This is a genomic window from Shewanella sp. P1-14-1 (assembly GCF_001401775.1).
GTDB classification, from domain to species: domain Bacteria; phylum Pseudomonadota; class Gammaproteobacteria; order Enterobacterales; family Shewanellaceae; genus Shewanella; species Shewanella japonica.
In genome coordinates, this window is sequence record NZ_LKTL01000013.1 from 72,912 (window position 1) to 98,973 (window position 26,062).

General features: G+C 41.1%; 16 protein-coding genes and 1 pseudogene. 2 read left to right on the forward strand and 15 right to left on the reverse strand.

The genetic code is table 11. The features are described from left to right. Positions 1–210 precede the first annotated feature (210 nt). From AN944_RS11115 to smc, 15 genes and pseudogenes are all read right to left on the reverse strand, one after another. Positions 211–3,924, reverse strand: a complete 3,714-nt coding sequence (locus AN944_RS11115; protein WP_055024688.1) for an AAA family ATPase — start codon at positions 3,922–3,924, stop codon at positions 211–213. Further along, positions 3,924–5,183: an exonuclease subunit SbcD gene (sbcD, locus tag AN944_RS11120; protein WP_055024689.1), complete on the reverse strand. Its 1,260-nt coding sequence runs from the start codon at positions 5,181–5,183 to the stop codon at positions 3,924–3,926. Before sbcD ends, AN944_RS11115 begins: the two co-directional genes overlap by 1 nt. A 78-nt stretch (positions 5,184–5,261) precedes the next feature. Continuing rightward, positions 5,262–6,023, reverse strand: coding sequence for a TSUP family transporter (locus tag AN944_RS11125; protein WP_055024690.1), 762 nt, complete (start codon positions 6,021–6,023; stop codon positions 5,262–5,264). A 204-nt stretch (positions 6,024–6,227) separates the two neighbouring features. Continuing rightward, positions 6,228–7,607, reverse strand: a complete 1,380-nt coding sequence (locus tag AN944_RS11130; protein WP_055024691.1) for a DASS family sodium-coupled anion symporter — start codon at positions 7,605–7,607, stop codon at positions 6,228–6,230. A gap of 438 nt (positions 7,608–8,045) precedes the next feature. Beyond that, a complete protein-coding gene (locus AN944_RS11135) occupies positions 8,046–8,963 on the reverse strand; it encodes a M14 family metallocarboxypeptidase (protein ID WP_055024692.1) in 918 nt (305 codons plus the stop codon). 103 nt (positions 8,964–9,066) lie between these two features. Beyond that, complete coding sequence (locus AN944_RS11140) at positions 9,067–9,531, reverse strand: N-acetyltransferase (protein ID WP_055024693.1); 465 nt, start codon at positions 9,529–9,531, stop codon at positions 9,067–9,069. A 78-nt stretch (positions 9,532–9,609) separates the two neighbouring features. Beyond that, positions 9,610–11,595 carry an NERD domain-containing protein kinase family protein gene (locus tag AN944_RS11145; RefSeq protein WP_055024694.1) on the reverse strand — a complete coding sequence of 662 codons (1,986 nt, stop codon included), beginning with the start codon at positions 11,593–11,595 and terminating at the stop codon, positions 9,610–9,612. A 237-nt stretch (positions 11,596–11,832) separates the two neighbouring features. Beyond that, a complete protein-coding gene (locus AN944_RS11150; RefSeq protein WP_055024695.1) occupies positions 11,833–12,225 on the reverse strand; it encodes a ribonuclease E inhibitor RraB in 393 nt (130 codons plus the stop codon). 10 nt (positions 12,226–12,235) lie between these two features. Then, positions 12,236–12,469: an RNA-binding S4 domain-containing protein gene (locus AN944_RS11155; protein ID WP_055024696.1), complete on the reverse strand. Its 234-nt coding sequence runs from the start codon at positions 12,467–12,469 to the stop codon at positions 12,236–12,238. Between the two features lie 118 nt (positions 12,470–12,587). After that, positions 12,588–13,424 (reverse strand): SDR family oxidoreductase, encoded by an 837-nt coding sequence (locus AN944_RS11160; RefSeq protein ID WP_055024697.1) that lies wholly within the window; start codon positions 13,422–13,424, stop codon positions 12,588–12,590. A gap of 212 nt (positions 13,425–13,636) precedes the next feature. After that, complete coding sequence (locus AN944_RS11165) at positions 13,637–14,830, reverse strand: HD-GYP domain-containing protein (protein ID WP_055024698.1); 1,194 nt, start codon at positions 14,828–14,830, stop codon at positions 13,637–13,639. Positions 14,831–15,124: 294 nt separating this feature from the next. Next, positions 15,125–15,586 (reverse strand): annotated as a pseudogene (locus AN944_RS11170) (DUF2919 domain-containing protein); the annotation flags it as partial. Positions 15,587–15,763: 177 nt separating this feature from the next. After that, positions 15,764–17,770, reverse strand: a complete 2,007-nt coding sequence (gene ligA / locus AN944_RS11175) for an NAD-dependent DNA ligase LigA (protein WP_055024699.1) — start codon at positions 17,768–17,770, stop codon at positions 15,764–15,766. A 79-nt stretch (positions 17,771–17,849) separates the two neighbouring features. Then, the gene (zipA, locus tag AN944_RS11180; RefSeq protein ID WP_055024700.1) at positions 17,850–18,935 is read right to left on the reverse strand and encodes a cell division protein ZipA; all 1,086 of its coding nucleotides are present in this window, start codon (positions 18,933–18,935) and stop codon (positions 17,850–17,852) included. A gap of 20 nt (positions 18,936–18,955) precedes the next feature. After that, positions 18,956–22,441, reverse strand: a complete 3,486-nt coding sequence (gene smc / locus AN944_RS11185; RefSeq protein ID WP_055024701.1) for a chromosome segregation protein SMC — start codon at positions 22,439–22,441, stop codon at positions 18,956–18,958. A gap of 188 nt (positions 22,442–22,629) precedes the next feature. On the opposite strand from smc, the gene cysZ reads away from it, so the two are divergent. Together cysZ and AN944_RS11195 are read left to right on the forward strand one after the other, a co-directional pair. Next, positions 22,630–23,394: a sulfate transporter CysZ gene (gene cysZ / locus AN944_RS11190; RefSeq protein WP_055024702.1), complete on the forward strand. Its 765-nt coding sequence runs from the start codon at positions 22,630–22,632 to the stop codon at positions 23,392–23,394. Positions 23,395–23,685: 291 nt separating this feature from the next. Continuing rightward, positions 23,686–26,040 carry a carbohydrate binding family 9 domain-containing protein gene (locus tag AN944_RS11195; protein ID WP_055024703.1) on the forward strand — a complete coding sequence of 785 codons (2,355 nt, stop codon included), beginning with the start codon at positions 23,686–23,688 and terminating at the stop codon, positions 26,038–26,040. The last annotated feature ends 22 nt before the right edge of the window (positions 26,041–26,062 follow it).

Below are 26,062 nucleotides of genomic sequence, written 5' to 3' on the forward strand. Positions count from 1 at the left end.
GTAAATGGCATGGGAAGGGACTGTTACTAGAAGTTTGCAACCATATCAAGACTGCATAAGTCGTGCATATTTAATGACGATTAATGAAATCTAAGTAGAATTATTACCCTCAACTTACTGAAATCATCACGAATATTTCAGTAAGTGAGAGATTTGCTTTCGCCGTAATGGCTAATCAATTTTAATAATAAATCGGGCTTGAGCTACAAATTATGTCTCAGCTGAATCGAACTTATAGTCAGCCTGTAATCGACTCACCCCAAGGCCATTCATCTTATTTACTTTAATTTGCACACTTATCCGCTCTTTCATCGCCTCAATATGACTGATAACCCCAATCATTTTGCCAGAAGCATTCAGGTTATCGAGCGCATCTAGGGCAGTATCTAGTGTTTGACTATCGAGCGTACCAAAACCTTCATCTAAAAATAACGAGTCAATGCTGGTTTTATGGCTGACTAAATCCGATAATGCCAACGCAAGTGCAAGACTTACAAGAAAGCTTTCACCGCCAGACAAAGTACGCGTATCACGCACAGCATCACCCTGCCAAGTATCCAGTACCTGTAGCTCGAGTGCTTCTGATTGTTTTCTTTCTAATAAGTAACGACCTTGTAGCCTATCTAATTGTCGATTCGCCAACACCACAAGGTGATCAAGAGTGAGTCCCTGAGCAAACTTACGGAATTTGTCACCCTTTTGCGATCCAATCAATGAGTGTAAATAAGCTATATCATCAAAGTCCTGTTTAGCTTGAGTAAGCTCAGCCACCAAGGATTGTTGAGTGGTGCGCTTTTTCTCATCTTCACTTAATAAGTGTTTTAACTGCCAAACCTGCTCTTTCATGGCTGAATGACGGGCTTCTGTTTGCTCATGCATGATGGCAACATCAGCAATATCTGCCTGATGATATTCAGATTCATCACCCAGCTTAACTAACTCAGCCTGTTGAGCCCTTGTTTGCTCAACAACCGTACTAGCTTTCAAAATACGAGTATCTAGCCCTTGCTTAAGTTGCTGTAGTGCTTGTCTTTGCGCTACAGGCATCAATGCTTGTTCAAATTCAGTTTGATCAGCAAATGGACTGGTTGATAAAGCCAAGGTAAAAGTGTTTCTAGCTTCGGATACGTCATTGACTGTGCGTTCTAGCTGCTGTGTGACGGCTTGCTCTTGTGCAGCGAGCTTATCGAACTCTTGCTGTAGCTTGCTTTGCACTTGAGCCTGCTGAGTGAATTGCAACTCTGATTGCTGCAACGCTTGCTGACTACGCTGCTTTTCTTGACTGATTTGTTTATCGCCAAAAACAGCGAATCGTTGCTGCTTTACACTCGTTAACTCAAGAACCGTGCTCTGCAATAACTCATCGAGTTGTGATATTTGATGAATTAACTCATCCTGCTGCTGAGTGAGTGTTTGAGCTTGTTGCATTAATAACTGTTGCTGCTGAGTTAATTTTCCTTGCTGCTCAACTGCCACAGCCCATTGACCGACATCGGTTTGTAAATCAGCTAACCAGGTTTCCAGTTGTGAAAAGTCATCTAAAGCTAATCCAGCTTGATAAAATTGTTGCTGACAGCTAGATTCGAGCTCAATAATGTTTTGCTGTATTTGGCTAAGCTGCTGCTTTGACTCAGTTAATTGCTGTTGCTGATTTTCCTGCTGCTGAGTGAAAAGTTGTAATTGATGTTGCTGCTGCTCTAGTAAAGTCAGTGTTTGCTGATATTGCTCAGCACAGGATTGTTTAACCTGAGTAAGTTCTCGAATATCAGTTAATTGCTGATGTAAATACTGCTGGCGACTAGCCGATTGTTCAACAAAATGAGTCAATAGTGCGCCATCAATTTCAGCTTTTGTGGCGATCAGTTCTGGCTTAGATAATTGCTCAGCTAATTGCTGATACTCAATCAAACAATCTTGAATCTGCTGATGTAACATCGATTGTTTATCTGCGCACAGTTCAAGTTGATGCTGTAACTTACTTTGCTGCAGCTTTAATTGCTCACCTTGACGCTTAATTGATTCAAGTTCTTCGGACTTGGCTTCAAAGCGTACCTCGGTATCAGAGACATCAAGCGCTTGGTAATGCTCAACTAAAGGGTGCTCTTTGGAACCACACAGGGCACAAGGCTCACCTTGAATGAGTTTAGCTCGCTCTTGGGTTAAATTAACGATTTGCTGCTCTTGTTTAAGCAGCATTTGTAAATCTTTAACTTGCTGATTTTTTTCACTCCAAGCACTACGTACTTGCTGTAATTCTTGAGCAATCGCAGAGATCTGCGCAGCAAAATGCTGATTTTCATTAGTCGCGTTATGACTTTGCGTCACTAAGTCAGTATGTGCAACTTGTAACTGCTGTAATCTAGTACGGGAGACTTGCTGTTCAATCAAATTTTGGTACTGAGCTTGTAAATCCGCTTCTGAGCTTGTACCTAAACACTGAGTTAATTGCTGCTCACTATGTGTTAATGCTAACTGCTTTGTCTGTAATTCAGCGTTAAGTGACGCTAAAGCCTCATTTTGCTGCACCAACTGCTGTTGGTTAAGCATGTCTTGCTGAGATAGCGTTGAAATTAACTGCGATAATTCATTTTTTTTCAGCTGTAATCCTGACAAATTAATTGCTTGCTGCTGCCAAGCTGCAATATTGCTTTGAATTAATTGTCCTTGAGGATACAGGGCAATCACTTTGTCATTATCTGAAAGTGACTGGTTTAACTGATTTAAGTTTTGAGTTAGCTCAAGCTGAGACTCTGTGATTTTTTGTTGTTGAATTGTTTGTTGATGCTTATTTTTCGACTGTTGATCACATTGAAAATTCAGTTGCTCAATTTTATTATCAAGCGGTTGAACTTGCTCCTCAATCAAGGTGAGCAACTCAGTGTGTTGCAGCTTTACTGAATCAAATTGCTCTTGTCGTTTTAGATGTTCTGTTTTAGCGACTTCAAGGGATAATTGCGACTGTTGCTGCGCTTGGGATAGTGTCAGTTGCTCTGTTTGCAGTTGATTCTGCTGCTGTTCGAGTTTGGTTAAGCTTTCAAATAATGGGGCAAGCATCTGAGCCGGCTCACTTGCTTCTAGTTTAGCGAGTGACTCTGCTTGGGCGGTCAATTCGCTTTGTGCAACGTCCAGTTCACGTTCACTTTCAGTCAGTTTTGCGGTGTTTTGTTCAAGCTGTTTTGCCCAATTAAGTTGCTGCTGTTGCTGATTTAACAGGCTTTGTAACTTAGCAGATTGCAGTTCTCCTTCGCTTAGTTGTTCGTTTTTTTCAGCAATATCCACATCAGATAACAGTTCTACATTATCAGTTTTGGCTTCAAGTAAGGTTAAGGCTTGTTTCGCTTGTGTAAAATTAACATGCACTTGTTCTGAAATCTGGCCGTAAATTTCAGTTCCCGTTAACTCTTCGAGTAACTCAGCCCTATCATTAGCATCCGCATTTAAAAATGCGGCAAACTGACCTTGCGATAACATCATCGACTTGGTGAAACGAGCAAAATCTAATCCGGTTATAGCTTCAGTTAGCTCGGTCTTTTGCTTTACCTGGCTAGCGATAATTTTACCAGAATCAAGTTCAGCTAATTCCACCTGTGCATCTTGTAAATTGCCATCAATTTGACCACGTGAGCGGCGTTGACTCCAAAAGGCACGATAACCTTTCCCTTTCACTTCAAACTCAACCTCCGCTAAACACTCACTGGTACCTCGGGTCATCAATTCATTCGTGGATTTTGAAATCACTTTTAATCTGGGGGTGCGATGATATAACGCTAAGCAAATGGCATCTAAAATCGTGGTTTTACCCGAACCTGTCGGCCCTGTAATCGCAAACAGTCCATTTTCTTTAAATGGCGATTGAGTAAAATCTATTTTCCATTCATTTTTTAATGAGTTTATATTTTTAAATCTCAGGCTGAGGATTTTCATTATTTATCCTCCAGCGTTGATTGCTCGGCAACTTGAGCCACCACTAGGGCAAACTGTGACTTCACTCTTTCAAGCCGCAGTTGTTGCTCAGCCTCAGTAAAGTCCTCTTGTGCTAAACGTCGCTCAAATACATCATTCACGGACAACTCTGATAACGTTTCATTTTCAAGTTGCTCAATTTGTTGATGACGTTGCTGCCTTGCACGCTTTAATTGCAGGACTTCAACCGCTAAAGGCTCGGTAATATCCGCAATACGTGTTTGTAAATCACTCAAGAAGTCTTGTTGCGCCACCTCAATGCTAAGCCAAGTTAACTCAATATCCTGATGACAACCATCTGTTGGTGTTAGCGAAAACTCAGACAATTGCTGCTCAATTTCAGTCAAGCTACCTTTAATATTTGCCATAGGTTGAAAGCGAGGCACTTCAAGTGGTGTAACCTGAGCTAATTTATCCTTGTCAAAATCCACTAAAAACACACTCTTTTGACCTGCAAGTTCATCAAAACTTAATGGGATCGGAGAACCGCTATAACGAATATGCTCCGTTTTGGCAATTTTTTGAGGTCGATGAATGTGCCCAAGCGCAATATAATCGGCTGCAGGGAATAACGATGCATTAAACGCATCTAAACTGCCGATATAGATATCTCGTACTGATTCACTCGTACTTGCCCCAACTGTGGTGAGGTGGCCGGTCGCAATGATAGGTAAAGCTTGTGATTGTTCACTATTCAATGTTTGTGCGTATTCAAAGCAGGATTGATAAAGCGCAGCAATTTCGTTACCTAGTTTGCGCTGTTTATCTGAGCTAGATTCACCTGATTGACTTAATACCATATCTCTAGGGCGCAAATAAGGTAAGGCGCAAACAATGGCACAAGGTTGCTGGCTTTTATCCTTCACTAACAATACATGTTCGCGAACATCATCTAACGCGCCGGGGATAACACTTGCATTGAGACAAGCCAGTAATTGTTTTGATTCACCAAGTGTTGCCACTGAGTCGTGATTACCGCCTAATACAATAAGCTGGCAGCCAGTTTTTTGTATATCGACAATAAACTGATTATATAAACTGCGGGCATAACTTGGTGGTGTGCCAGTATCAAAAATATCACCCGCTACAATTAGCGCATCGACATCATGTTCAACAATCTGCTCAAGCAGCCACTGCATAAATAATTGATGTTCATCTGCACGACTTTTACCATAAAAATTTTGCCCAAGGTGCCAATCTGAAGTGTGAATAATGCGCATGAAAACCTATTTCAATAACTGTTGAATGTGTAGTAACAGGATATACCTGAAAGCGAATACCTTAGTGTTAGGATACGCCTAACCGTATTGAGACCACAGTAACTTAAAGCTCATCAAAAATGACATAGTAACCACTAAAGGTTTAATAATTTTTACCCCTTTCGTCATCACAAGTCGTGAGCCTAACGTTGCTCCAATGGCTTGGCCTACCAACATAATCAGACCAAGTACAATCGCGACTTGGCCACCAATCAAGAAGAAAATCAATGATGAAATGTTGGTAGCAAAGTTTAGGATTTTGGCGTGAGCAGTTGCTTTAGCAAGGCCATAGCCCGCTAACGAAACAAATGCTAATGCAAAAAAACTGCCCGTTCCAGGCCCAAAGAAACCATCATAAAATCCTACCCCTAACGCTGCTGTAAAGGCGAATACAGTCGGTGTTAATACTTGCTGCTTATCGTTTTCGGATATTTTTTTAGAAAATAGAAAATAACAACCGATAGCCAGAATCAAAAATGGCAAGACTAACTCAAGCACGGACACATCAATCATTTGAACTATGATAGTTCCCACTGCTGCGCCAGCAAAAGCACAGACGATGGACAACTTAGCTTGCTTTAAATCAACCATGCCTTTGCGTATAAAATACAAACTGGCAAAAAAACTACCACCACAGGCTTGTAGTTTATTGGTACCAAGCGCCGCTGCAGGAGGTAAACCTGCCCACATTAATGCAGGAATAGTCAGTAAACCACCGCCACCAGCAATGGCATCAATAAAGCCTGCTAAAATGGCAACAAAGAATAAAATGACTGCGATCTGTAGGGTGAGTTCGAACATGAAATTGATCTTAAATTATTATTAATAGGCCATTAGACCTGCTTTAAATACAAAATTCAAAAGCTATCTGTTACAAACGTAAAATTGGTAAATTTACAAAACTAATTGCAAGAATTCATTAACATTTTTGGCGGTTAATTAAACTGCAAATAGCAAAAAAGCAGCCTAAGCTGCTTTTTGGTTAACGCTATTTTTGTCTATGGCTTAAAAACCCCAAAAGAAGTTAGTGATCATAAAGAGCACAAACATACTGATAAAGTTAATAATGACACCTGCTCTCATCATTTCTGATTGTTTAATATAGCCCGAACCAAACACAATCGCGTTAGGCGGAGTTGCTACAGGCAACATAAACGCACAAGAAGCCGCTATACCAATCACCACCGAAATCATTACAGGTGACAAGCCTAATGGTTCTGCAATTGCGGCAAAAACTGGAACTAATAACGCGGCGCTTGCGGTATTACTGGCGAACTCTGTCAGCATGACCACAAAAGCAATCACTGCAATAATAAACAATGCCATGTGCGCGTTACCGAAAATATCAGTCACAAAATGTGCTAAGAATACACTGGTGCCTGTTGCTTTAAGCACCGCACTCAAGGTTAACCCACCTCCGAATAAAATCAGTACGCCCCAATCTGTCGTTGATTCAATTTTCTTCCAATCAACCAGTTTTAAGCTCGCAAGCACCACGACAGCACCTAAAGCGACAATCGTGTCGAATTTGCTAATTCCACCTAAGGCCTGAGAAATCGGCTTACTGAATATCCAACAACAAACTGTCGCAAGAAATATCACTAAGGTCAGCTTGCCACTTAATGAAAGTGACGTATCTTCAGCTTTCAGTTCACACCTTGCTGATAAATCAGGTTTCAGAAAGATATATAACGCCACCAGCATCGCAGGTAGCATTAACGCGACTGTCGGTAACCCGAACGCTAACCAGTCACTAAACGTTAAACCAACTTGCGCTGCAGCAATAGCATTTGGCGGGCTGCCGACTAATGTACCAATACCGCCAATGTTTGCTGAATAAGCAATGCCAAGTAAAACAAACAAATAAGTGGTTTTATGCTCTTTAAAGTCTAATTGATGCAATATACCAAGCGCTAGAGGTAGCATCATGGCTGCGGTGGCAGTGTTACTGATCCACATCGACAATACTGCAGTAACCACAAACAACAATAGACACGCGATACCTAACTTACCTTTAGAGAACAACAACACTTTTTGGGCAATTAAACGATCAATACCCTGATGATTTAATGCTGCAGCTAATACAAAGCCACCAAAGAACAAATAAATAATAGGGTTAGCAAAATTGCTCATTGCTGTTTGGGTATCAAATACGCCCAAGAACACGGCCAAAATAGGAATTAATATTGCCGTAATACTGATATGAATCGCTTCAGTCAGCCACAAAATCGCAGCAAAAATAAGCAGTGATAGCCCTGTATTAATGCCTTGTTCAAATGGCAGAAAGTTATACAACAACGCAAATAGTGCGATGTTGCTAAACAAAATAATAAAATGTCGTTTATTAGTCACTTCTGTAGGTGACTTATTGGGTATGTTTTCCATTAAAGCGCCCTCCCTTATTTTTTAATGTGGACAATGTAGATCACACTCATAAAGAAGATAAAGCTTTGTTTTATGGTTAATTAATTACACCCTAACAAGTTAACAATGTGACAAACAGCTCACCAAATACCTTTTTTGTGATTACGACGAACAATAACCATGAGCGATGTGTGGTAATAAAGTTTCATTTATCGCATTTTATGTTCTAGACCGCTTAAAAAAGAATGTTTATGAGCAACCAAAAGTGTGATCAGTGTCTAACAAAAAAAATCACAGTCTGCTTAGTGCATGCTTATGGCGGATTCCGTGATCAAGATCGCCACAGCATCACCGTAAAACACCATAAAAAAACCTACCAATAGGTAGGTTTTATCTTTAAAAACGAAAAGCTGGTGATATCAACTGGCTAGCTAGCCAATAAACAAGCAACTTATGTTGCTAAGGCTTTGCCAGCAAATAATCTAAACCACTACAAATCGCCGCCACTTGAGCCAAAATACAATTTTCGTCATCTGATAGCGGACTGTCCGGATAAACTTCGGTCGTGGTTTTGTATTGAGCTTGGGTTAACCCTGCGCATAAGCCAAGTTCACTGCACGGATAGTTAATCACTCCAAATTGTGACAATTCAACACCAATCAATTTGCCATCATCATCTGCAGGCGCGATGTGCGTCACTGCAGCAACGCCTTTTATAATCGCCGTTTGAAATTCATCCTGTGGGTTTTCAGAATCACCAACTAAATAGAAACCATCTGGAATATTCCAGTTATGATTAACTGTGCCCTCTCTAGCGGCAAGCGCAGGTCTAAATTCTGAATTATCAGTATCTGTGGTTTCATGCAGATCAATATGAGCAAGAAAATCGACACCTAAATCTGACACAGCGTTAAGCAATGAAGCAGACTCTTCAGCTGGGCTATTAGAGTAAAATGAGCGATTAGGATCGACTGCGTTAGGGTTCCAACGGTTGATCGTCTCATAACCCCATGGGCTAACACATGGTGCTATGACTAAATTGAAATGTTCTGCGTAGGCTTTAGCTTTAGTTTCGACAAAACGAATCGCCCCTTGAACACCACTGGTTTCATAGCCATGAACGCCACCAGTCACAAGCACAACAGGCTTATTGGCATCCCACTCACCTTTGATAAGAAATAAAGGGTATTTAGCTTCATCGTACGATAGCGCACCATATTGAGTAACAGTAAAAGACTTTGCTAATGCTTCTATTTTACCCACAACCTCTTGCTGATAACTGCGTTTAATTTGTTGCAGCGAAAACCATTGCTGCTTATCTTCATCAGTCCACTTCTGACCCTTACGGCCAATGTGATACATTTCGCTTTGTTGCATATAGGACCTACTTTTATATTTATTATTTTTTGCTCAGTAAAAAGCGTAAACCTGCTGATTGAGATAATCCGTTAATGCCAACAGGTTTATTACCGAATGCAGCTTAACAAACAGCTTGATGGTCGTTAATAGATAAACTGTAAGAGAAAAATCGCGTGTCTTTAACAAAGCCTATTTTTTCATAAACCGATTGGGCAGGAAAGTTAACCTTTGCAGTCCCTAAATCCACTCTTACCGCATTCAGGCCTCTTGCTAACTCAATAGAGCACTGTATTAATCGATTGGCAACGCCTTGATTTCGAGCGTCAGGATCAACGAACAAATCGTTAAGCACCAAAATCTTACCTAGCTCAACTGTTGAAAAGCTTTGATAATTTAATACGAAACCAACGGGATTACTTGCTTCGTCGTACGCTGCAAAAATGAAAGCTTCTTGCTCACGCAAACGCGCGGTTAAATACTCGATATATTGATTTTTTGGTAACTCAACACCATAAAAAAACATATATTGCGAAAAGAGCGGCAAGATATCGTCAATGTCTGACATTGTGACACGGTTTATTATCATTATTTCCCTCATTTATTATTGCTGATAAAGCAAGTATTGGGCGCAAACATCCTTAATTGCACCCTTGTAAAATACTGTTTATAAGCCTGAATTTTCAAGCTCTTGTTCATCAAGACCTAATTGCTTAGCGTAACTCACATTAGGCACTATGCGCATTTCAAATTTTAAAATTTTATAGCAAGCATCATAAAATGCTTCACCAAGCCATTGCTTATCATATTGCTCTAGTGCTCGCAGCATCGCATCTGCAGAAGAGCCCTGTTTAATCGACTCAGGTGCCATCGCATCAATAAAACTTGCTACTAAACCGTACAAGTCTTTTTCTGCATCACCTTCGACCGACCAAAGTGTCGGATCGGCATATTGCGCGGCATAATGAGTTGCCGCAATATCAGAACCAATACCAAAGTTCACTAATGTGGCTTTTTCATCACGACAAATGATGTTTTTAGGGCAAATGGCTCCATGGTGTATATCTAGACTATGTAAATATTGCAGCGCAGTTAACAGTTGCACAAACCATAATCTAGGTTGGCCTACCTCGATAGTTTGCACTTCATCAAGTCCAACACCCTGAACCCAATCACGTGCGATAAACAAGTCATCAGATTGAGGTAACTGTCCAAACGCTAATACTCGTTCTACATGGGGATGATAAATCTTCGCTAAACTACGATACATATTACTTAACGTGTGCCATTGATTGTCAACATCTTGATAGACACTGACACAGCAAGGGTAATTACCTTGGATATGCAATGCTCGCCACAACTGACTACGTGAAGTGGCCGAGATAAAATGATCTAACCGATAGTGATGGTCAATAACAGCACCTTTTTCTATTTCGACCTTCTGCGGCAGGGTATCACATACACCCAAGTCAATTAACGCCGATAAATCACAGCGAATGGCATCTAAATCTATCGTACTGCCATTGGCTGCAGCGCGGTACCATTGGTAAATTCGAGGTTGCAGTGTTTTTTCAGCTAAAGATAAAAACGCTTGCGCATAGGCTTTAATATCTTCGCTGGTGTTAAGTGAATCTTTAATATCAATAAATTCAACATCAGCATCTTCTGAGATAAAGATACAATTGTCGGCCCAGCCACCGATGGTATAACCTCGACGATGGATCTGTTGAAGCCCTGTCACGCTGCGTCTTAGAATTTCAAGTAGTTGATAGGTGGTTTGTTTATCTACTTCAAAAATATTAAGCGGCACACCACGTGGCATTCTTATCGGTAGCACAACTTGCTCACCATCTTGAATTAACGGCGCGCAAAAAGGAACACAACTGCAGCCTGATAATGACTGAATACGCTTAAATTCATCTCTAAGTTTTTGCTCATGGTTAGTTGCATCAATACTGTGCTCAAACTGGCTTGTCACGAGAATTTTTAACAGCCAAGGGGCTGTCCAACCACCTGGATTGTACTCAGATTGCCAAACCTCTAAACCTTGTTGTAAAAAGAGACATTTAAGCTTAATAAAATCTTGGATCTTATTATTACGCTGCTCAACTAACGCCACTTGGCCAATCGTATCCAACACCATTTCTTTTTGCGTTTCAGTTACAGGGTGGATATGAGGCGCCGTCAAGCCCCACTCTTTTGTCAATGCTTCAATGATTTTCGCTGGGGTATAAATACTTAGTTTTCCGGTGTCTTTCTCGACCAGAATTTCTTCCCCTTTTCGACCAGTAACAAACACCATGCCTTGACACCAAGGAGCGTAAACCCCCACTGGAATTTTATTTTTAAGCTTACCCGCAAGGACTCGAGCAACATAGTTAGCTTTAGACAAGCTATTATCAACATGGCGTCCATCGAGTGACCAAGCATGGAGACCTGCATTCAATCGACCGATGTAGCCTTTTACATCGACAACATAAACGCCAAATTCACCCACAACTAAGGCATCAACTTCCATGGCTTGGCCGGTATGAGTTGGAATTTCAACGTTTGTGAGAAGTAAATAATCTTCAGGAAGTTCGTCTGATAATAAAGAGAATGCCCAACGTTCGGCGTCGTTAACTGGGGTACCAAAGCTAATATGTCTTGCCATTGAGAATGCGACTCCACTAATAATTATTATTTCTGCATGTGGCTACATCCTATAATAGAAAGGCACAAAAAAACCACCTTAAAGGTGGTTTTTGTTTTCACAATATTAACAGTCATTACATCATATTATTTTTGCTTACTGCTCACTGAGATAAGACATAGTTCATCTAGGTTTAGCAAGCCATAATTAGCAATGAATGCGAGCTCAACGAGCTAACAGCGTTAACGTGATGTCTGACTAGTGAGAATGCGAGCAGTTATCATCACACTCATGGTCATCGTCAGCAAATTCGTCATCACCCTCTTGGTGTTGCATTACGCCCCAACCATCTGTCATGCCATCAAACTCTTGAGCAAAATCATTTAGCTCAATTTCTTTTGCGACTACAGTTTCATATGCTGGAACCATATTCAGACAAACAATCAGCTCCCACTTTTCAATCTCTTCACTAAAGTTAAGCTCAAGCTCACCTTTTAGATCCGTTTGCGTTAACGCTTCAAGCGCTGATTCAGCATCACGTTGATCATCAAAAATCAAAAAGAAATCAACATCTAGTGCAACGCTTAAATCAATACCTGATTCGGCCATCGCCGCAAGCATTTTACCATTATCATCATCAGGGAATTGCATGATTGTATCCTTATACGCTGGCAACGATTTTAATACGTTCACCATTAAACTCGATTACGTCTCCAACCACACACTTCTTGCGTTTGCGGGTATCAACGTCGTTGTTTACTTTTACAAGACCCTCAGAGATAACGTGCTTAGCTGCGCCGCCGCCATCTACTAAACCTTGTACTTTTAATACTTTATATAACTCTACAAACTCATCGCCACTCAATAGTGGAAACTCTGCAACGTCGCTGCTCATTCAATATTGGCCTTTAATCATAAATATACTGCGTATTATACCTGATCAGGGATTAATACCAATCTTAAAACGCATTGAATCATGCAAGCTTACTGCGTTGCTTGTCATCATTAAAGCCTTAGCATGCATCTAGCATCAACATCGGGTCGCTATGAATGTAGTTGAATGCTAGTTGCTGGCAAATTAAATCACCAACAATCACTTTGCTGGGTTGTTTATCGTCATTAAAGCTTGGCTCGGCTAATCCCAAATGCTTAGCTGCATACCGATAAAATTCGCTGCGAGTCGGATGCTTAGGCGCGGCAAGGTTATAGGTCTCATTTACAGCTTGGTGAGCGCTTGTTGCCTTCACAATTGACGTCACCGCTTGAATACAATCATCAAGGTGAACTAGGTTTACCGCAACATTACCACCTGCAATATTCTCTCTACCAGCAAAGAACTTACCAGGATGCCTTTGGGGACCAATTAAACCAGAGAAACGAAGAATACAGCTGTTGTTCATAGCGGCAAATTGCGATTCAGCCTTAAGTAATATGGCACTTTTATCATCATAAACCTGTGCATCATTTTCTGTCATATCTTTATCAATGGTAGGATAAACCCCAGTGGTACTAATAAAGATTACACGCTGGTACTGACGCTCACCAATCAATGAAATTAATCGCTGAACATGGGTCAGGTACTGACTTTCTCCACGTCTGAGTCCCGGCGGAATATTCACGATTAACATGTCTGCATCGAAAAGCCCCGCATACGTCATTGCCTTTGACTCGAGTTCATCATCATTGATGGTACTTAAATCGAGTTCAAAAGGATTAATTTTATGCGATAACAGCGACGCACATCCTTCAGCAGTCCGCTTTGTTCCTGAAACATTAAAGCCTTGCTCGACAAGTAGTTTTGCCAGAGGTAATCCGAACCAGCCGCAACCAACAATCGCAATATCGTTCATACTTTCACTTCCGTATTCAATGATTCTTAGGTGGGAGATTTACTTATAGAATGAGCGAGTATAAAGCGTGTTTGGTAATATTGAACAGGGCTTTCAACAATTTATGCAATGTTAAAACAATCCTATTAGGTCTTACTCAGTTTCGGTTATGGTGATGAATTACCTGTTGAGTGATAGCAGTACTGCAGTTACTGAATAAATTTGTGACTTGTTTAATCTTCAATATGGCTTACATAAAAACAAACAGGACTTTTAGCTTGAAGCGTATCGATGACTTTTTCAGGTAATGTATCTATCTTAACAGTTTCAACGATGCTCACACCTTCATCTGTTAAACAGCGGATGGCTGATTGGCCTCCTCGTTCATTACAGCTATAAACTTGGGGTAATTTTGATTGGCGAGATGTCATGATAACTTTTGCAAAATGACCATCAGATAACTTTACGACAGAGCCTGGTGGATAAATGCCTAACACTTTGACCAATATCTCAATGTACTCCTTTGCATGCTTACCGACTCGGGTTTTGAACAAGGTTCCTAATGCCACTTGAGGCGAACCCGTTTTCAGTAATAACCCTGCATAATCATTAGCTAACGCAACAATTTGAGTTAATGCTGGAATTTTTTTCCCAGACAATTTATCAGGGTAACCGCTGCCATCAATGAATTCGTGATGATGCAAAACAATATTCAGCATAGGCGCTGGAAATAACCCACTGCGATTGAGCATCTCATAACCCAAATTAGGGTGCGTTTTTTGGTAATTTATTTCTACAGAAGTTAGATCCGTGCGCTTACGTCGAATTGCATCAGGTATTTTTAATTTGCCTATATCATGAAACACACAACCCAATGCAATATCTCTAAGCTCAGTAGGTGTTAGCCCAAGGCTTTTTGCCATCATCATAGACAATACAGCAACAGATACGCTGTGCTGGGTCATACTAGGCTCTTTATCCACACTGGTTACAAGCACAAACTCAGGATGCTGAGTTTCAGTAAGGTGCGTCATTAACTGTTCAACCACAGACGCAGATTCACGATAAGACACTTCGGCGTCACTGACGACTTTACTGAAAGCGGGTCTCAAATCGCTGGCGGCTTTATTAAAACGCTGTTGGCTTGAACGTATTGATTTTCTAATGGCGCCCTGAATATCAAACTCAACGACAGGCTCGATAGCCTCAACCACTTCTTCAGGCTCATCATCAGCTAATAAATGCATCCCGCTAATAACGGTAACGTAACTAATATCCAAACTGTTAATTAATTCGATTTCAGCTTGCGAGGTAACAGGGACTTTGTTGCGAAAAAATGGATTGTTAAACCACGACAAAGGCAGCTTTACCGTTAGCCCGACAACAATTTGCGACAAGGGAATATTGATAGGTTCCGTTTTTGACACTATTAGCTACCTTTGAAATCCATACAGTTCATATTAATGCGAAATTCAATAATCGTTAATTCACATTATGATAAATGTAACGTATTGCATCAAATATACTATAAATAACGTCAAAAATATTGCAGCTTATCTAACAAGTTGATAAAACCGCTAGTTTTTTTCGTGAGTTTGCTCAATTGCGGACGGATTTTTCGGTCGATTATATTGTTTTGCTTGATGCGCATCGAGCGTCTTTTCAATCAATTCGGTATTACTGTCTTTTTGATGATGTTGCTCAGCATTAAGATAGTCAGTTTCATTTTGCCAATCTTTAAAATAGTAATGTAACCGTTTTGATTTTAATAAATAAATTGCAGACCAGAAAATAAATAACGCATCAAGCGCAAAGCTCACACGAAACAAAAAGTCATCATGAACAAGTCGCTGATTCAATATGATGGCATCGACAATCAATAATAACCAAAGTCCATATTTAATCTTATTAAAAAAAGGCCTTGCGAGCTGAGGCGCCCGTTTTCTTTCCGCTATAATCAACCCGTATATAATAACAGCGCCGACGCCAGCCATTAATGCCATTAGGAAGTCAGATTTCTCGGGATAAAATAATCGTACTAAACCAGCACGATCATTAAACTGAGTGAGCGATGCGATAAAAACACACCAACCACGAGCCAGAAAGACCAGTATTAGATATAAAAAAATGGGGGGTTTTATGTGCCCTTTTTCATCGAGCCAAGTGATATTACTGAAATTCACAACTTACCTATCAACATGCTTATAGTTGAACCTATATCAACTTGGTTAACCTGCTTTACTGTTTAAACCGACAACATCAGTGTAAAGCAGTGCTTGTTAAAGAGATAAGGGTTAATTCTCATAAAACAAGCACCCAAGTGATACATTCTTATCTGCAAACTGATTTGTGTGTATGGGTTATGCCTTTAATAAAGCTAATAGCTCGTCTTCATTAATCACTTTAACGCCTAAATCCTGCGCTTTAGCCAGTTTAGAACCAGCGGCCTCACCCGCCACTAAGCAGTCAGTATTTTTTGATACACTCCCCGCTACTTTCGCTCCCAAGGCTTGTAATTGAGCTTTAGCATCATTTCGATTTAGCTGAGTTAAGGTGCCTGTTAACACCCACGTTTGGCCTTTAAGACTTAATTCAGCCTCATCAACAGCTTCAATCGCAGGCCAATTCACGCCTGCTTCAATCAACTTATCAATGACTTCAAGGTTATGAGGTTGAGCAAAAAAGTGCGCAATATGCTTTGCCACAATTGTCCCGACATCATCCACTTCAATTAAGGCATCAATATCTGCCGCTTTAATTGCATCAAGCGTTTTATAGTGACTTGCTAAGTTAGCGGCTGTTGCCTCGCCCACTTCACGGATCCCCAAAGCATAGATGAAACGCGCTAACGTCGTGGTCTTCGCTTCATCTATCGCAGCAATTAACTTTGTCGCTGACTTCATTGCCATACGTTCAAGCATGGTCACCATTGATGCAGTTAAGGTAAACAGTTCAGCAGGGCTTTGTACAAGTTCCTTGTCAATCAGCTGCTCAACGACTTTATCGCCCATACCATCAATATTTAACGCTTTTCGTGAAGCAAAATGCTTAATCGCTTCTTTACGTTGAGCCTCACAAAACAAACCACCGCTGCATCGAGCAACCGCTTCGCCCTCAAGACGTTCCACTAAACTTTGACATACGGGACACTCTGACGGGAAAGTAATCTCAGTCGCATTATCAGGGCGTTTTTCTGGCACAATGGCCACGATTTGCGGAATCACATCACCCGCGCGGCGAATAATTACGGTATCACCAACTTTGACGCCTAAACGCGCGATTTCATCGGCATTGTGTAACGTGGCATTTGATACAGTAACGCCGCCCACGAAGACAGGTTTTAAACGTGCAACTGGCGTTACCGCACCTGTACGACCGACTTGAAAATCCACATCTTCTAGTAAGGTCATTTCTTCTTGAGCTGGAAACTTATACGCGATAGCCCAGCGCGGCGCACGCGCAACAAAGCCAAGCACTTGTTGTTTAGCAGTATCGTTAACTTTTATGACGACGCCATCAATTTCATAAGATAACTCACTTCTGCGAGCCATAATATCGGCATAATAAGCGAACACTTCAGGTAAAGACTCGCAGACTTTCACTTCTTGGCTTAACGGTAGTCCCCATTCTTTAAGCTGGTTTAGCTGCCCAAAATGGGTATCAGCTAGAGGAGTCACTTCACCTTCGACTACCCCTAATGCATAGGCATAGAAGCCTAGTGCACGTGTTGCAGTAATTTTACTATCTAGCTGTCTTAAACTACCTGCGGCCGCATTACGTGGATTAACAAAGACCTTTTCGCCTTTACTCAATTGACGTTCATTTAACGCATCAAAAGCCGCTTTTGGCATGATGACTTCACCACGCACCTCTAATAGTTCTGGAAAGTGTTCTCCACGTAATTTGAGTGGCACTGACTTAATGGTTTTAACATTATCGGTAATGTCTTCGCCCACCGCTCCGTCACCACGTGTTGCCGCCCGTTCTAATATACCGTTACGGTATAAAATACTGACAGCTAGACCATCTAATTTAGGCTCACAACAATAATGAACCGTATCGACTTTATCGCTAATACGTTTATTAAATGCCTCAAAATCAGCTTTTTCAAAAGCATTATCAAGGCTCAACATTGGCTTTAAATGGGTAATTTGATCAAATTTGGCCAGAGGAGCGCCGCCTACACGTTGCGTCGGAGAGTCCGCACTCATTAATTCAGGGTGAGCTGTTTCAAGTGCGATTAAACGTTGCATTAAACGGTCATACTCAGCATCTGGAATACTAGGAGCATCATCAACGTAATAACGAATATTATGGCTATGCAGTTCACTGCTAATTTGCTGAATTTCTGTTTTAATGTCTTGCATAAAAATCACTCATCTAAAGACAAATGAGGCCGCAAGTGCGGCCTCATTCTATTATCATTTAATATTAAATTGTCGCCGCTTACGCTACAACTCTGATACGGCCTAAATACTCTTGTTTGGTGCTATCCGTCCAAGGTTGACGTTGGCCATCTAAGACTTCTGCACCTAAATCATCAGCCAATTGCTGAGCAGAATTAAGCATGATTGAGAAGTTCATTAATGGATCACCGTGACAAGGCAGAGTCATAAACAACACCACACCTTGGGTGACAAATTGCTCCATGTTATCTGGGTCAAATACGCCCGGTTTAAGCATGTTTGCCATCGAGAATAGTACTTTGCCGTTGCCAGCATTATCTAAGTGACGGTGGAAAATATCCATGTCGCCAAATTTGAAGTTTAATGACAGCAAGCTTGGTAATAGCTCAGCACCATGCATTTGCTCACCTTCACGAGCAACCACATGAAGCACTAATACATCTTGAGGCTCACCTAACGGCTCTTCTGGTTCTGCTGTGTCTATCACAGCATCCTGCGAAGTCGTCTCTTGCACTGTCGGTTTAACTGTCTCATTTACTGCCGCTTGAGAGACACTCGCGTCTTGCTTACTCTCTGCAGGCTCAACGTCAGTGGTCGTCATGGTTTCCACTTGGCTCGATTGTGGTTGAGAATAAGAGTCTTCTGCAAACAACGCTTGCTGAGTTGGCACATGCTCTTCAACTGCAGGTTGAATTTCTGCAATAGTTTCTTGAACTGGCTCGCTTACTTTCAGTACAGGCTCTTTACGCTCAGGATGATAACTTGGCGCTTGAGTATTAACCGCAGATTGATTTTGTAAACCAATGCCTTTTTTAGATCCCACTTCATTGATTTCAACATCATTATTGTCGGGTTGATGGCCTGAAGGTGTAGGGATTGGGCTTGGTTCTACTTTAGCGCCTTCACTTGTATCACTGTCCACTTTAACTCGACGAACTTCGCCAATACCGTCAGCATCAAACCCTTGAGAATCTCGCTGCTGAGCTTGGTCTTTATAAAAACCCGTCATTGGGTTGTCTTTTAGGCTTTTTGGTTGTTGTTTACGAATAGACCAAAAACCATGAACCAGTACTGCAATTATCGCTATTGCACCCAGTACAAACAAAACCAGTTGAAAATCTTCCATTGGTAACCCTGTAATCCTGTTTAATCCGCGTCGGCTAGTGCCACCGCTTCATCGATATCTACTGCGACTATACGTGAAACTCCCGGTTCATGCATAGTGACACCTATTAATTGATCAGCCATTTCCATGGTTATTTTATTATGACTGATATAAACAAACTGCACACTCTGTGACATCTCTTTGAGTAAACGACAAAATCGCTCAACATTGGCGTCATCAAGTGGTGCATCGACTTCATCGAGCATACAAAATGGTGCAGGATTAAGTCTAAATATGGCAAATACTAATGATAAAGCGGTTAACGCTTTTTCTCCACCACTAAGAAGGTGAATCGTACTATTCTTCTTTCCTGGAGGTTGCGCCATAATGGTCACTCCAGTTTCAAGTAAGTCGTCGTCGGTCAATGCTAAATATGCTTTACCACCGCCAAAAACTTTAGGAAACAACCTCGATAAGTCCGCATTTACCGCATCAAATGTCACTTTAAAACGACTACGTGTTTCTTTATCAATTTTTCTTATTGCTTCTTCAAGACTGGCTAAGCCTTTGTTTAAATCATTATCTTGATTATCTAAGTAGGCTTTTCGCTCGCTTTGCTGCTCAAACTCTTCAATAGCGGCTAAGTTAATTGCCCCTAAGTGACTTATTCTCGCTCTGACTTTATCTAAACTCTTTTGCCAAGCGCCAACTTTAGCCCCTTCAGGTATCTCTTTGAGTACCGCCTGAATAGTAATTTGTTGCTCTTCGAGTAATTGGTATTGACCGTTAGCTTGACCTTTTAAACCTTCACGCCGTAACTTTAACCCGCTGAGCGATTGAGTCAAGTTTTGAAGTGCACCAAGCTGTTGTTTTTGAATCAATACCGCACTATCGACACGTGTTTGCAACTCAGCTTGTTGCGTCCTGTTGGAATTTAACAATTGTTGCTTTGTTTGTTGGCTATCTAATTGCTGCGATAGTTGATTTTGTAACTGGGCTAATTGCTGATCGCCCAAGGTTTCATTTGTTTGTTTTTGCAGCAATCGCAACTGTTCCGTTTTTTCAGCAAGTCCTTGGCAAACTTGCTGTTGCTTGCTTAATTGCGCAGAAGTCACCGCAGATTGAGTTTGTAACGCCTGTGACTTTTGTTGTAACTGATTAACTTCACGTTCCTGCTGGCTACGTTTCGATTTGCATTCACGCAATTGATGATTCGCTGTCTGCCAGTCTTGATTTGCTTGTTGCTGATGAGCCAACTGCTGCTGGTGCTGACCGGTTAACTGTTCAACTTCACTGGATAGCTGTGCGACAGTTAACTGCCCTTGCTCTATTTGTTGCTGACAATTGACGACTTGCTGATCTAAATTGCTTTTGCGTCGCTGTGTTTCTTTTTGCTGTTTTTGTAAGCTGAGACTCTGTGCCTCAAATTTACTGCAATTAAGCTGCAACTGATGGCACTTAGCTTGAGACGCTGCCATTTGTCCGTGAACATCCGCCACTTGCTGAGTAAGCTCGCTCACTGCAATTTGTTCAGCGAGCAGCGTTTGCTGCAGTTCAGTTATTTCTGCGTCGAGTTGCACAGCTTCATTTTTCAGTGCAAGCTCAGATTGCTGACCTTCTGATTTACTAATGACAAAACCTTGACCGACGAGATAGCCATCTTTGGTAGCAATAATGGTGTTACGAGACATTCTATTCTCACGAGATACAGAATTGCCACGAGATAAAGAATTGTCACCAAACTCAGTATTAGCATTTGGGTGTTCGAGTATTAACTTTGCCTCGGTAATGGAATCAACCCAAACCACCTGTTCAAGCCAAGGAGCAAGATTCACCGGCGCTTGAATTTGCGCCTGGCTCCAACCTTTATCGCAGCTGACAAACCCTCGTTCATCCCAATTATCAAGAGCGTTGACTTCTGTCTGTAAAATGCCCTGCAAAAGCAAGTCTACGGCTTGTTCCCAACCTGGAATGACATTAATCACCTGCCATAAGGCTTGTTGATGCTCAGGCTGATTGTTACTCAACCATTGATCAATCAACTCATGGCGAGCAGTCAGCGAGGTTAAATGTTGCTTATTTTGCTGATACTGTTCAGATACTTGCTGCAGTGATTGTTGCTTATCTTCTAGCTGTTCAGTTAACTGATGTTTGATGTCATCTTCTAGTGCTAACTCTTGGGTTAGTGATGTAATCTGTTCATCTAACGCCGCTAGCTCTGCATGATTATTTTCATCAGTGTTGTGTTGTTGCTCAGCTTTTAACGTAATTAGCTGTTGCTGCAACACAGATAAACTTTGCTGCTGATGCTGCAATTTGTTTTGAGTTAACGCCGCTTCCATTTTGGCATTCGACACCGTATCAGACAGAATACTCAGGTGCTGTTGCAGCCCTGCAGCTTTTTCATCCACTTCTTGTAGTTGTTCATCAATGATAGCTAATTCTTCATTTGCATTACTAAGCTGTGGCGTTAAAGACTCAATTTCTGACGTCAGTTGCTGTTCTTGTACTGATAATGTTTGCAACTCATTGCTGGCTTCTTGATGTTGTTTCGTCACATCAGCTAATTGCTGTTCAAGCTGGGAGTCTTGTTGCTGTTGATGCTTCAATTGCTGCTCAAGCTTGGCAATTTCTGTCCCCGCTTGATAATACTGCTCAACGAGCTTTTGTTCACTATCTGATAAGTCAGTGAGTTGGGTCTTTAGCTGAGTTAGCGTAAGTTCGGTGGTTTCACCTTGGCCTTTTTCTGCCGCAATAGATAACTCAAGCTGATTAATTTCAGTCGCAATATTATCACTTTGGCTTTGCAGTTCTTGATATCGCATCACCAGCAATTGAGCATGAAAGTCACGCTCCTGCTGCTTAAGTTCACGATATTGCTTGGCCGCTTGAGCCTGTTGGTCAAGTTTTTCTAACTGAGTGCCAAGCTCTAAGCGAATATCGCTCAGCCGCTCAAGATTTTCACGGGTATGGCGGATCCGATTTTCAGTTTCACGGCGACGCTCTTTGTAACGAGATATTCCCGCCGCTTCTTCAATAAATACTCTAAGCTCTTGGGGTTTTGATTCAATAAGCCGTGAAATGGTGCCTTGCTCAATAATAGCGTAACTGCGGGGACCAAGACCTGTCCCCATAAATAAGTCAGTAATATCTTTTCGGCGACACTTTTGACCATTAAGGAAATAATTAGAGTCGCCATCACGGCTCACCTGACGTTTAACAGTGATCTCTTGATAACTGGCATATTGACCTGCAAGTCGGCCATCTATATTTTCAAAACTCAGCTCAATACTGGCCACTGATACAGGTTTACGGGCGCTTGAACCGTTAAATATAACGTCCATCATCGAGTCGCCACGTAAATGCTTGGCGCTACTTTCACCCAACACCCAGCGTACAGCATCAATCACATTGGATTTACCACAGCCGTTTGGACCAATAATGGCAGTCAATGGTTGATTAAAGGGAATTTTGGTTGCGTCAACGAACGACTTAAAGCCAGCAAGTTTTATTTGTTTTAATCGCATGTTGCTTAAGTCGTCGTTCCGTTAGGATAAGTAAGTGATATAAAAGTATGAATCAGATATACAGCTAACTTTACCAATCGCGCTGCATTTTGTAACGATTTTTATGACTTAAACACACTTTAAGGCTTGTTTTCCGAGCAATGCGTCACCACAATCAGTAATAAGTAGTTTTTTCAAGGATGTAATGAATGGCAATCAAACCCGTTAAAAGTGGTGTAAATTATTTTATTGATGGCTTTAAGCTGATAAAACAGCCAGGGCTACGTACTTTTGTGTTTATTCCCTTAATGGTCAACTTAGTCTTATTTTCAACAGCAATTTATTTTGCTGTCGGCAAACTAGATGAACTATTTGGTTGGATGAACAGCCAAATACCTGAATACCTGACTTGGCTTAACTTTTTCTTGTGGCCGCTCGCAATCGTCAGCTTATTAGTGGTGATGTCATTTGTATTTAGCTCTGTGATGAACTGGATTGCAGCCCCTTTCAATGGACTGCTTGCCGAAAAAGTTGAAATGCATCTAACGGGTAAACCACTCAATTCTGGGACCACAGTTGATCTTATAAAAGACTTACCGCGGATCCTAGGACGAGAGTGGATTAAGCTTAAATACTATCTACCAAGAGCATTACTTTTTTTAGTGCTATTTATTGTACCTGTTGTTGGTCAAACTGCAGCGCCTATCCTTTGGTTCTTGTTTAGTGCTTGGATGATGGCGATTCAATATTGTGATTTTCCTTTTGATAATCACAAAGTCCCTTTTAATGATATGAAATTTGCTTTAGCTCAAACTAAAGGCACCAGCTACAGTTTTGGCGCAGCGGTGACTTTATTTTCAATGATACCTATCGTTAACTTTATCGTGATGCCTGTGGCGATTTGTGGTGCAACAGCCATGTGGGTCGATAAATACCGTGAAGCGTATAAACATCCAGAAATCGCTCCCGAATAACCTATACGCCCCCTATCCTAATAAAAATGCCCAAGCTTGCTTAGGGCATTTTTTTACAGAACTAATATATACAGGTCTAAAGTCTAAGCTTGATTAATCCCCCTTAAACAAACGAGTCGATACAAAACAAACAACGCTAAAACTTGCCTAATCTAGCAACGCGACAACGACCTCACACTCAAGCAAAACAAATTGGTTACAATTTGAAACCATTTAAACACAAATAGCTAACGATCTTATCGATGGATTTTGCGACAATTGCTCAAACTCATCATAATTCTTACGTATATTGTGAATAAAACTGTTTATTTTCATACTCTTTTATCAGGCTTCTTTGCCACATCCCTCAGTTTAAGTGCCCCAGTAAATGCTGGCGATCCTCAGCAATTCAATGTCACGATTCCGACATTAACTCAACACGCTGACATAGATGGTGAATTCAATGAGCCACAGTGGCAACAAGCCGCCAATATTCAACTTAAATACGAAACCTCTCCGGGTGAGAACATTGCCGCATTAGTAACAACAGATGCCAAAATATTCGCAACTGAAACCAGCCTATTTGTTGCCTTTACAGCCCATGACAATAACCCTTCCCAAATTCGCGCTAATTTGCGTGATCGTGATAATTCGTGGGGTGATGATCAAGTCGGGATTAAGTTAGATACATTTAATAATGCCCGTCTGGCTTATCAATTTTTCGTCAACCCTTATGGCGTTCAAAATGACTCTATTGAAAATGAGCTCACTGGCCAAGAAAGCGATGCATGGGATGGGATTTGGTATAGCGCGGGTAAATTAACCGAGCAAGGCTACCAAGTAGAAATCGAACTGCCTCTTAGATTATTTAACTTTGATGATAAGAAAGACATTCAAACTTGGGGGATAGAACTAGTCAGATTTTACCCTCGCAATGAAACTCACCGTTTATCAACCAACAAAATTGATAGAAACGTATCATGTCAACTATGTCAATTAGGCACTGCAACAGGATTAGCTGGCGCGCAGCAAGGCCAAGATATTCAAATTACCCCATCTATTGTTGCAGCGAGAAATAGCCAACGAGAATTGAATCCAAATCAGCCATGGCAAGATGAAGATGATATTGAGGTTGGATTAGATTTACGTTGGGGTATTACCCCGACAACCTTGCTTAATGCCACAATTAATCCTGATTTTTCTCAAGTCGAGGCAGATTCAGGTCAACTCGATGTGAATAATAATTTCGCATTGTTTTACCCTGAAAAACGGGCATTTTTTTTAGATAACAAAGACTATTTCGATACTCAATTAAGCCTATTACACACTCGAAATATTAGTTCGCCAGATTATGGACTTAAATTAACGAGTAAAACTGACGACCATACCATTGCTGTATTAGCGGCAAACGATGAACAAACCCAGTTTCTAGTACCAGGAAACTTAAGCTCAGACGTCGCCACCATAGATGAAGAAAGCTATAACCTTGCAGCACGATATCGCTTTGACCCAAGCAGTGAGCTTTCTTTTGGCGGCTTGGTTACCGCAAAACAATCAGATAACTACCATAACTATGTCGCCAGTGTTGACACCAAATGGCAACCGACAAAACAAGATACATTTACTGCACAATATGTCTTTTCAGATACCGAATATCCTGAAGATTTCTTTCAGCAGTTTTGTAACGGCGATGACTGCTCAACTCCCCCACAAGGCTGTGAAATAGGCAATTGTGATTATAACGAACGAGTACTGCGAACCAAAAAGCAAGGTAACTTTTCTGACAGCATGTATCGCATCAGTTATGACCATGAACGCCGAAATTGGCGTGCATTTTCACGCTATGAATCCACTGGCGAAGACTTTCGAGCAGACTTAGGTTTTATTGAACGCATTGACGCCAGTAAGTTTGTTGCAGGTGGCAATTACTATTGGTACCCAACGGACAACTTCTTTAGCAAGATCCAGTTTGGTGGTGATTGGGATATTACTCATAATCAAAATAATGAAAAAATTGAACAAGAAGCCGAACTATCAGTGAGCTTTGAAGGTGGCTGGCAAAGTTATATTGCTACAGGTATTGTCCACAAAGATCGTGTTGGTCGTCGTCTTGATAGTTCTTCACTTGCTATTGATGGCAATACAAGCATGTATACCATCGACCTAATGTGGTTTTACACTAACTTTGTGCCATTCGACTCGTTAAAAATCGAGTTCGATAGCAACTATGGTGACGATATTGATTATGCCAATGATCGCCCTGCCACAGTAACGATGTTTAACCCTGCGTTTGAATGGAAAATTACCGATTCAATTATTTTAGATATAGACCATAAATACCAAGCGCTTGATGTAGATGAAGGTCGATTATTTACCGCTAACCTAACTGATTTACGCTTAAATTGGCAAATAACCTTAAACAGTTTCTTACGTTTATCGAGTGTTTATACTGATATTGAGCGCGACCCAGACTTATATCAATATCAATCACCCAATGAACAATATCAAAATTTAGGCAACGAGATTTTATACGGCTATAAACTCAATCCCCAGTCGGTATTCTATTTAGGCTACTCTGATGGATTAATTTCTACCGATGACATTGACTCATTAACTCAAAAAGATAAAACCTACTTTATGAAAGTCAGTTACGCTTGGTTGCTTTAGTAAAACCTTAGGTTAATGAATC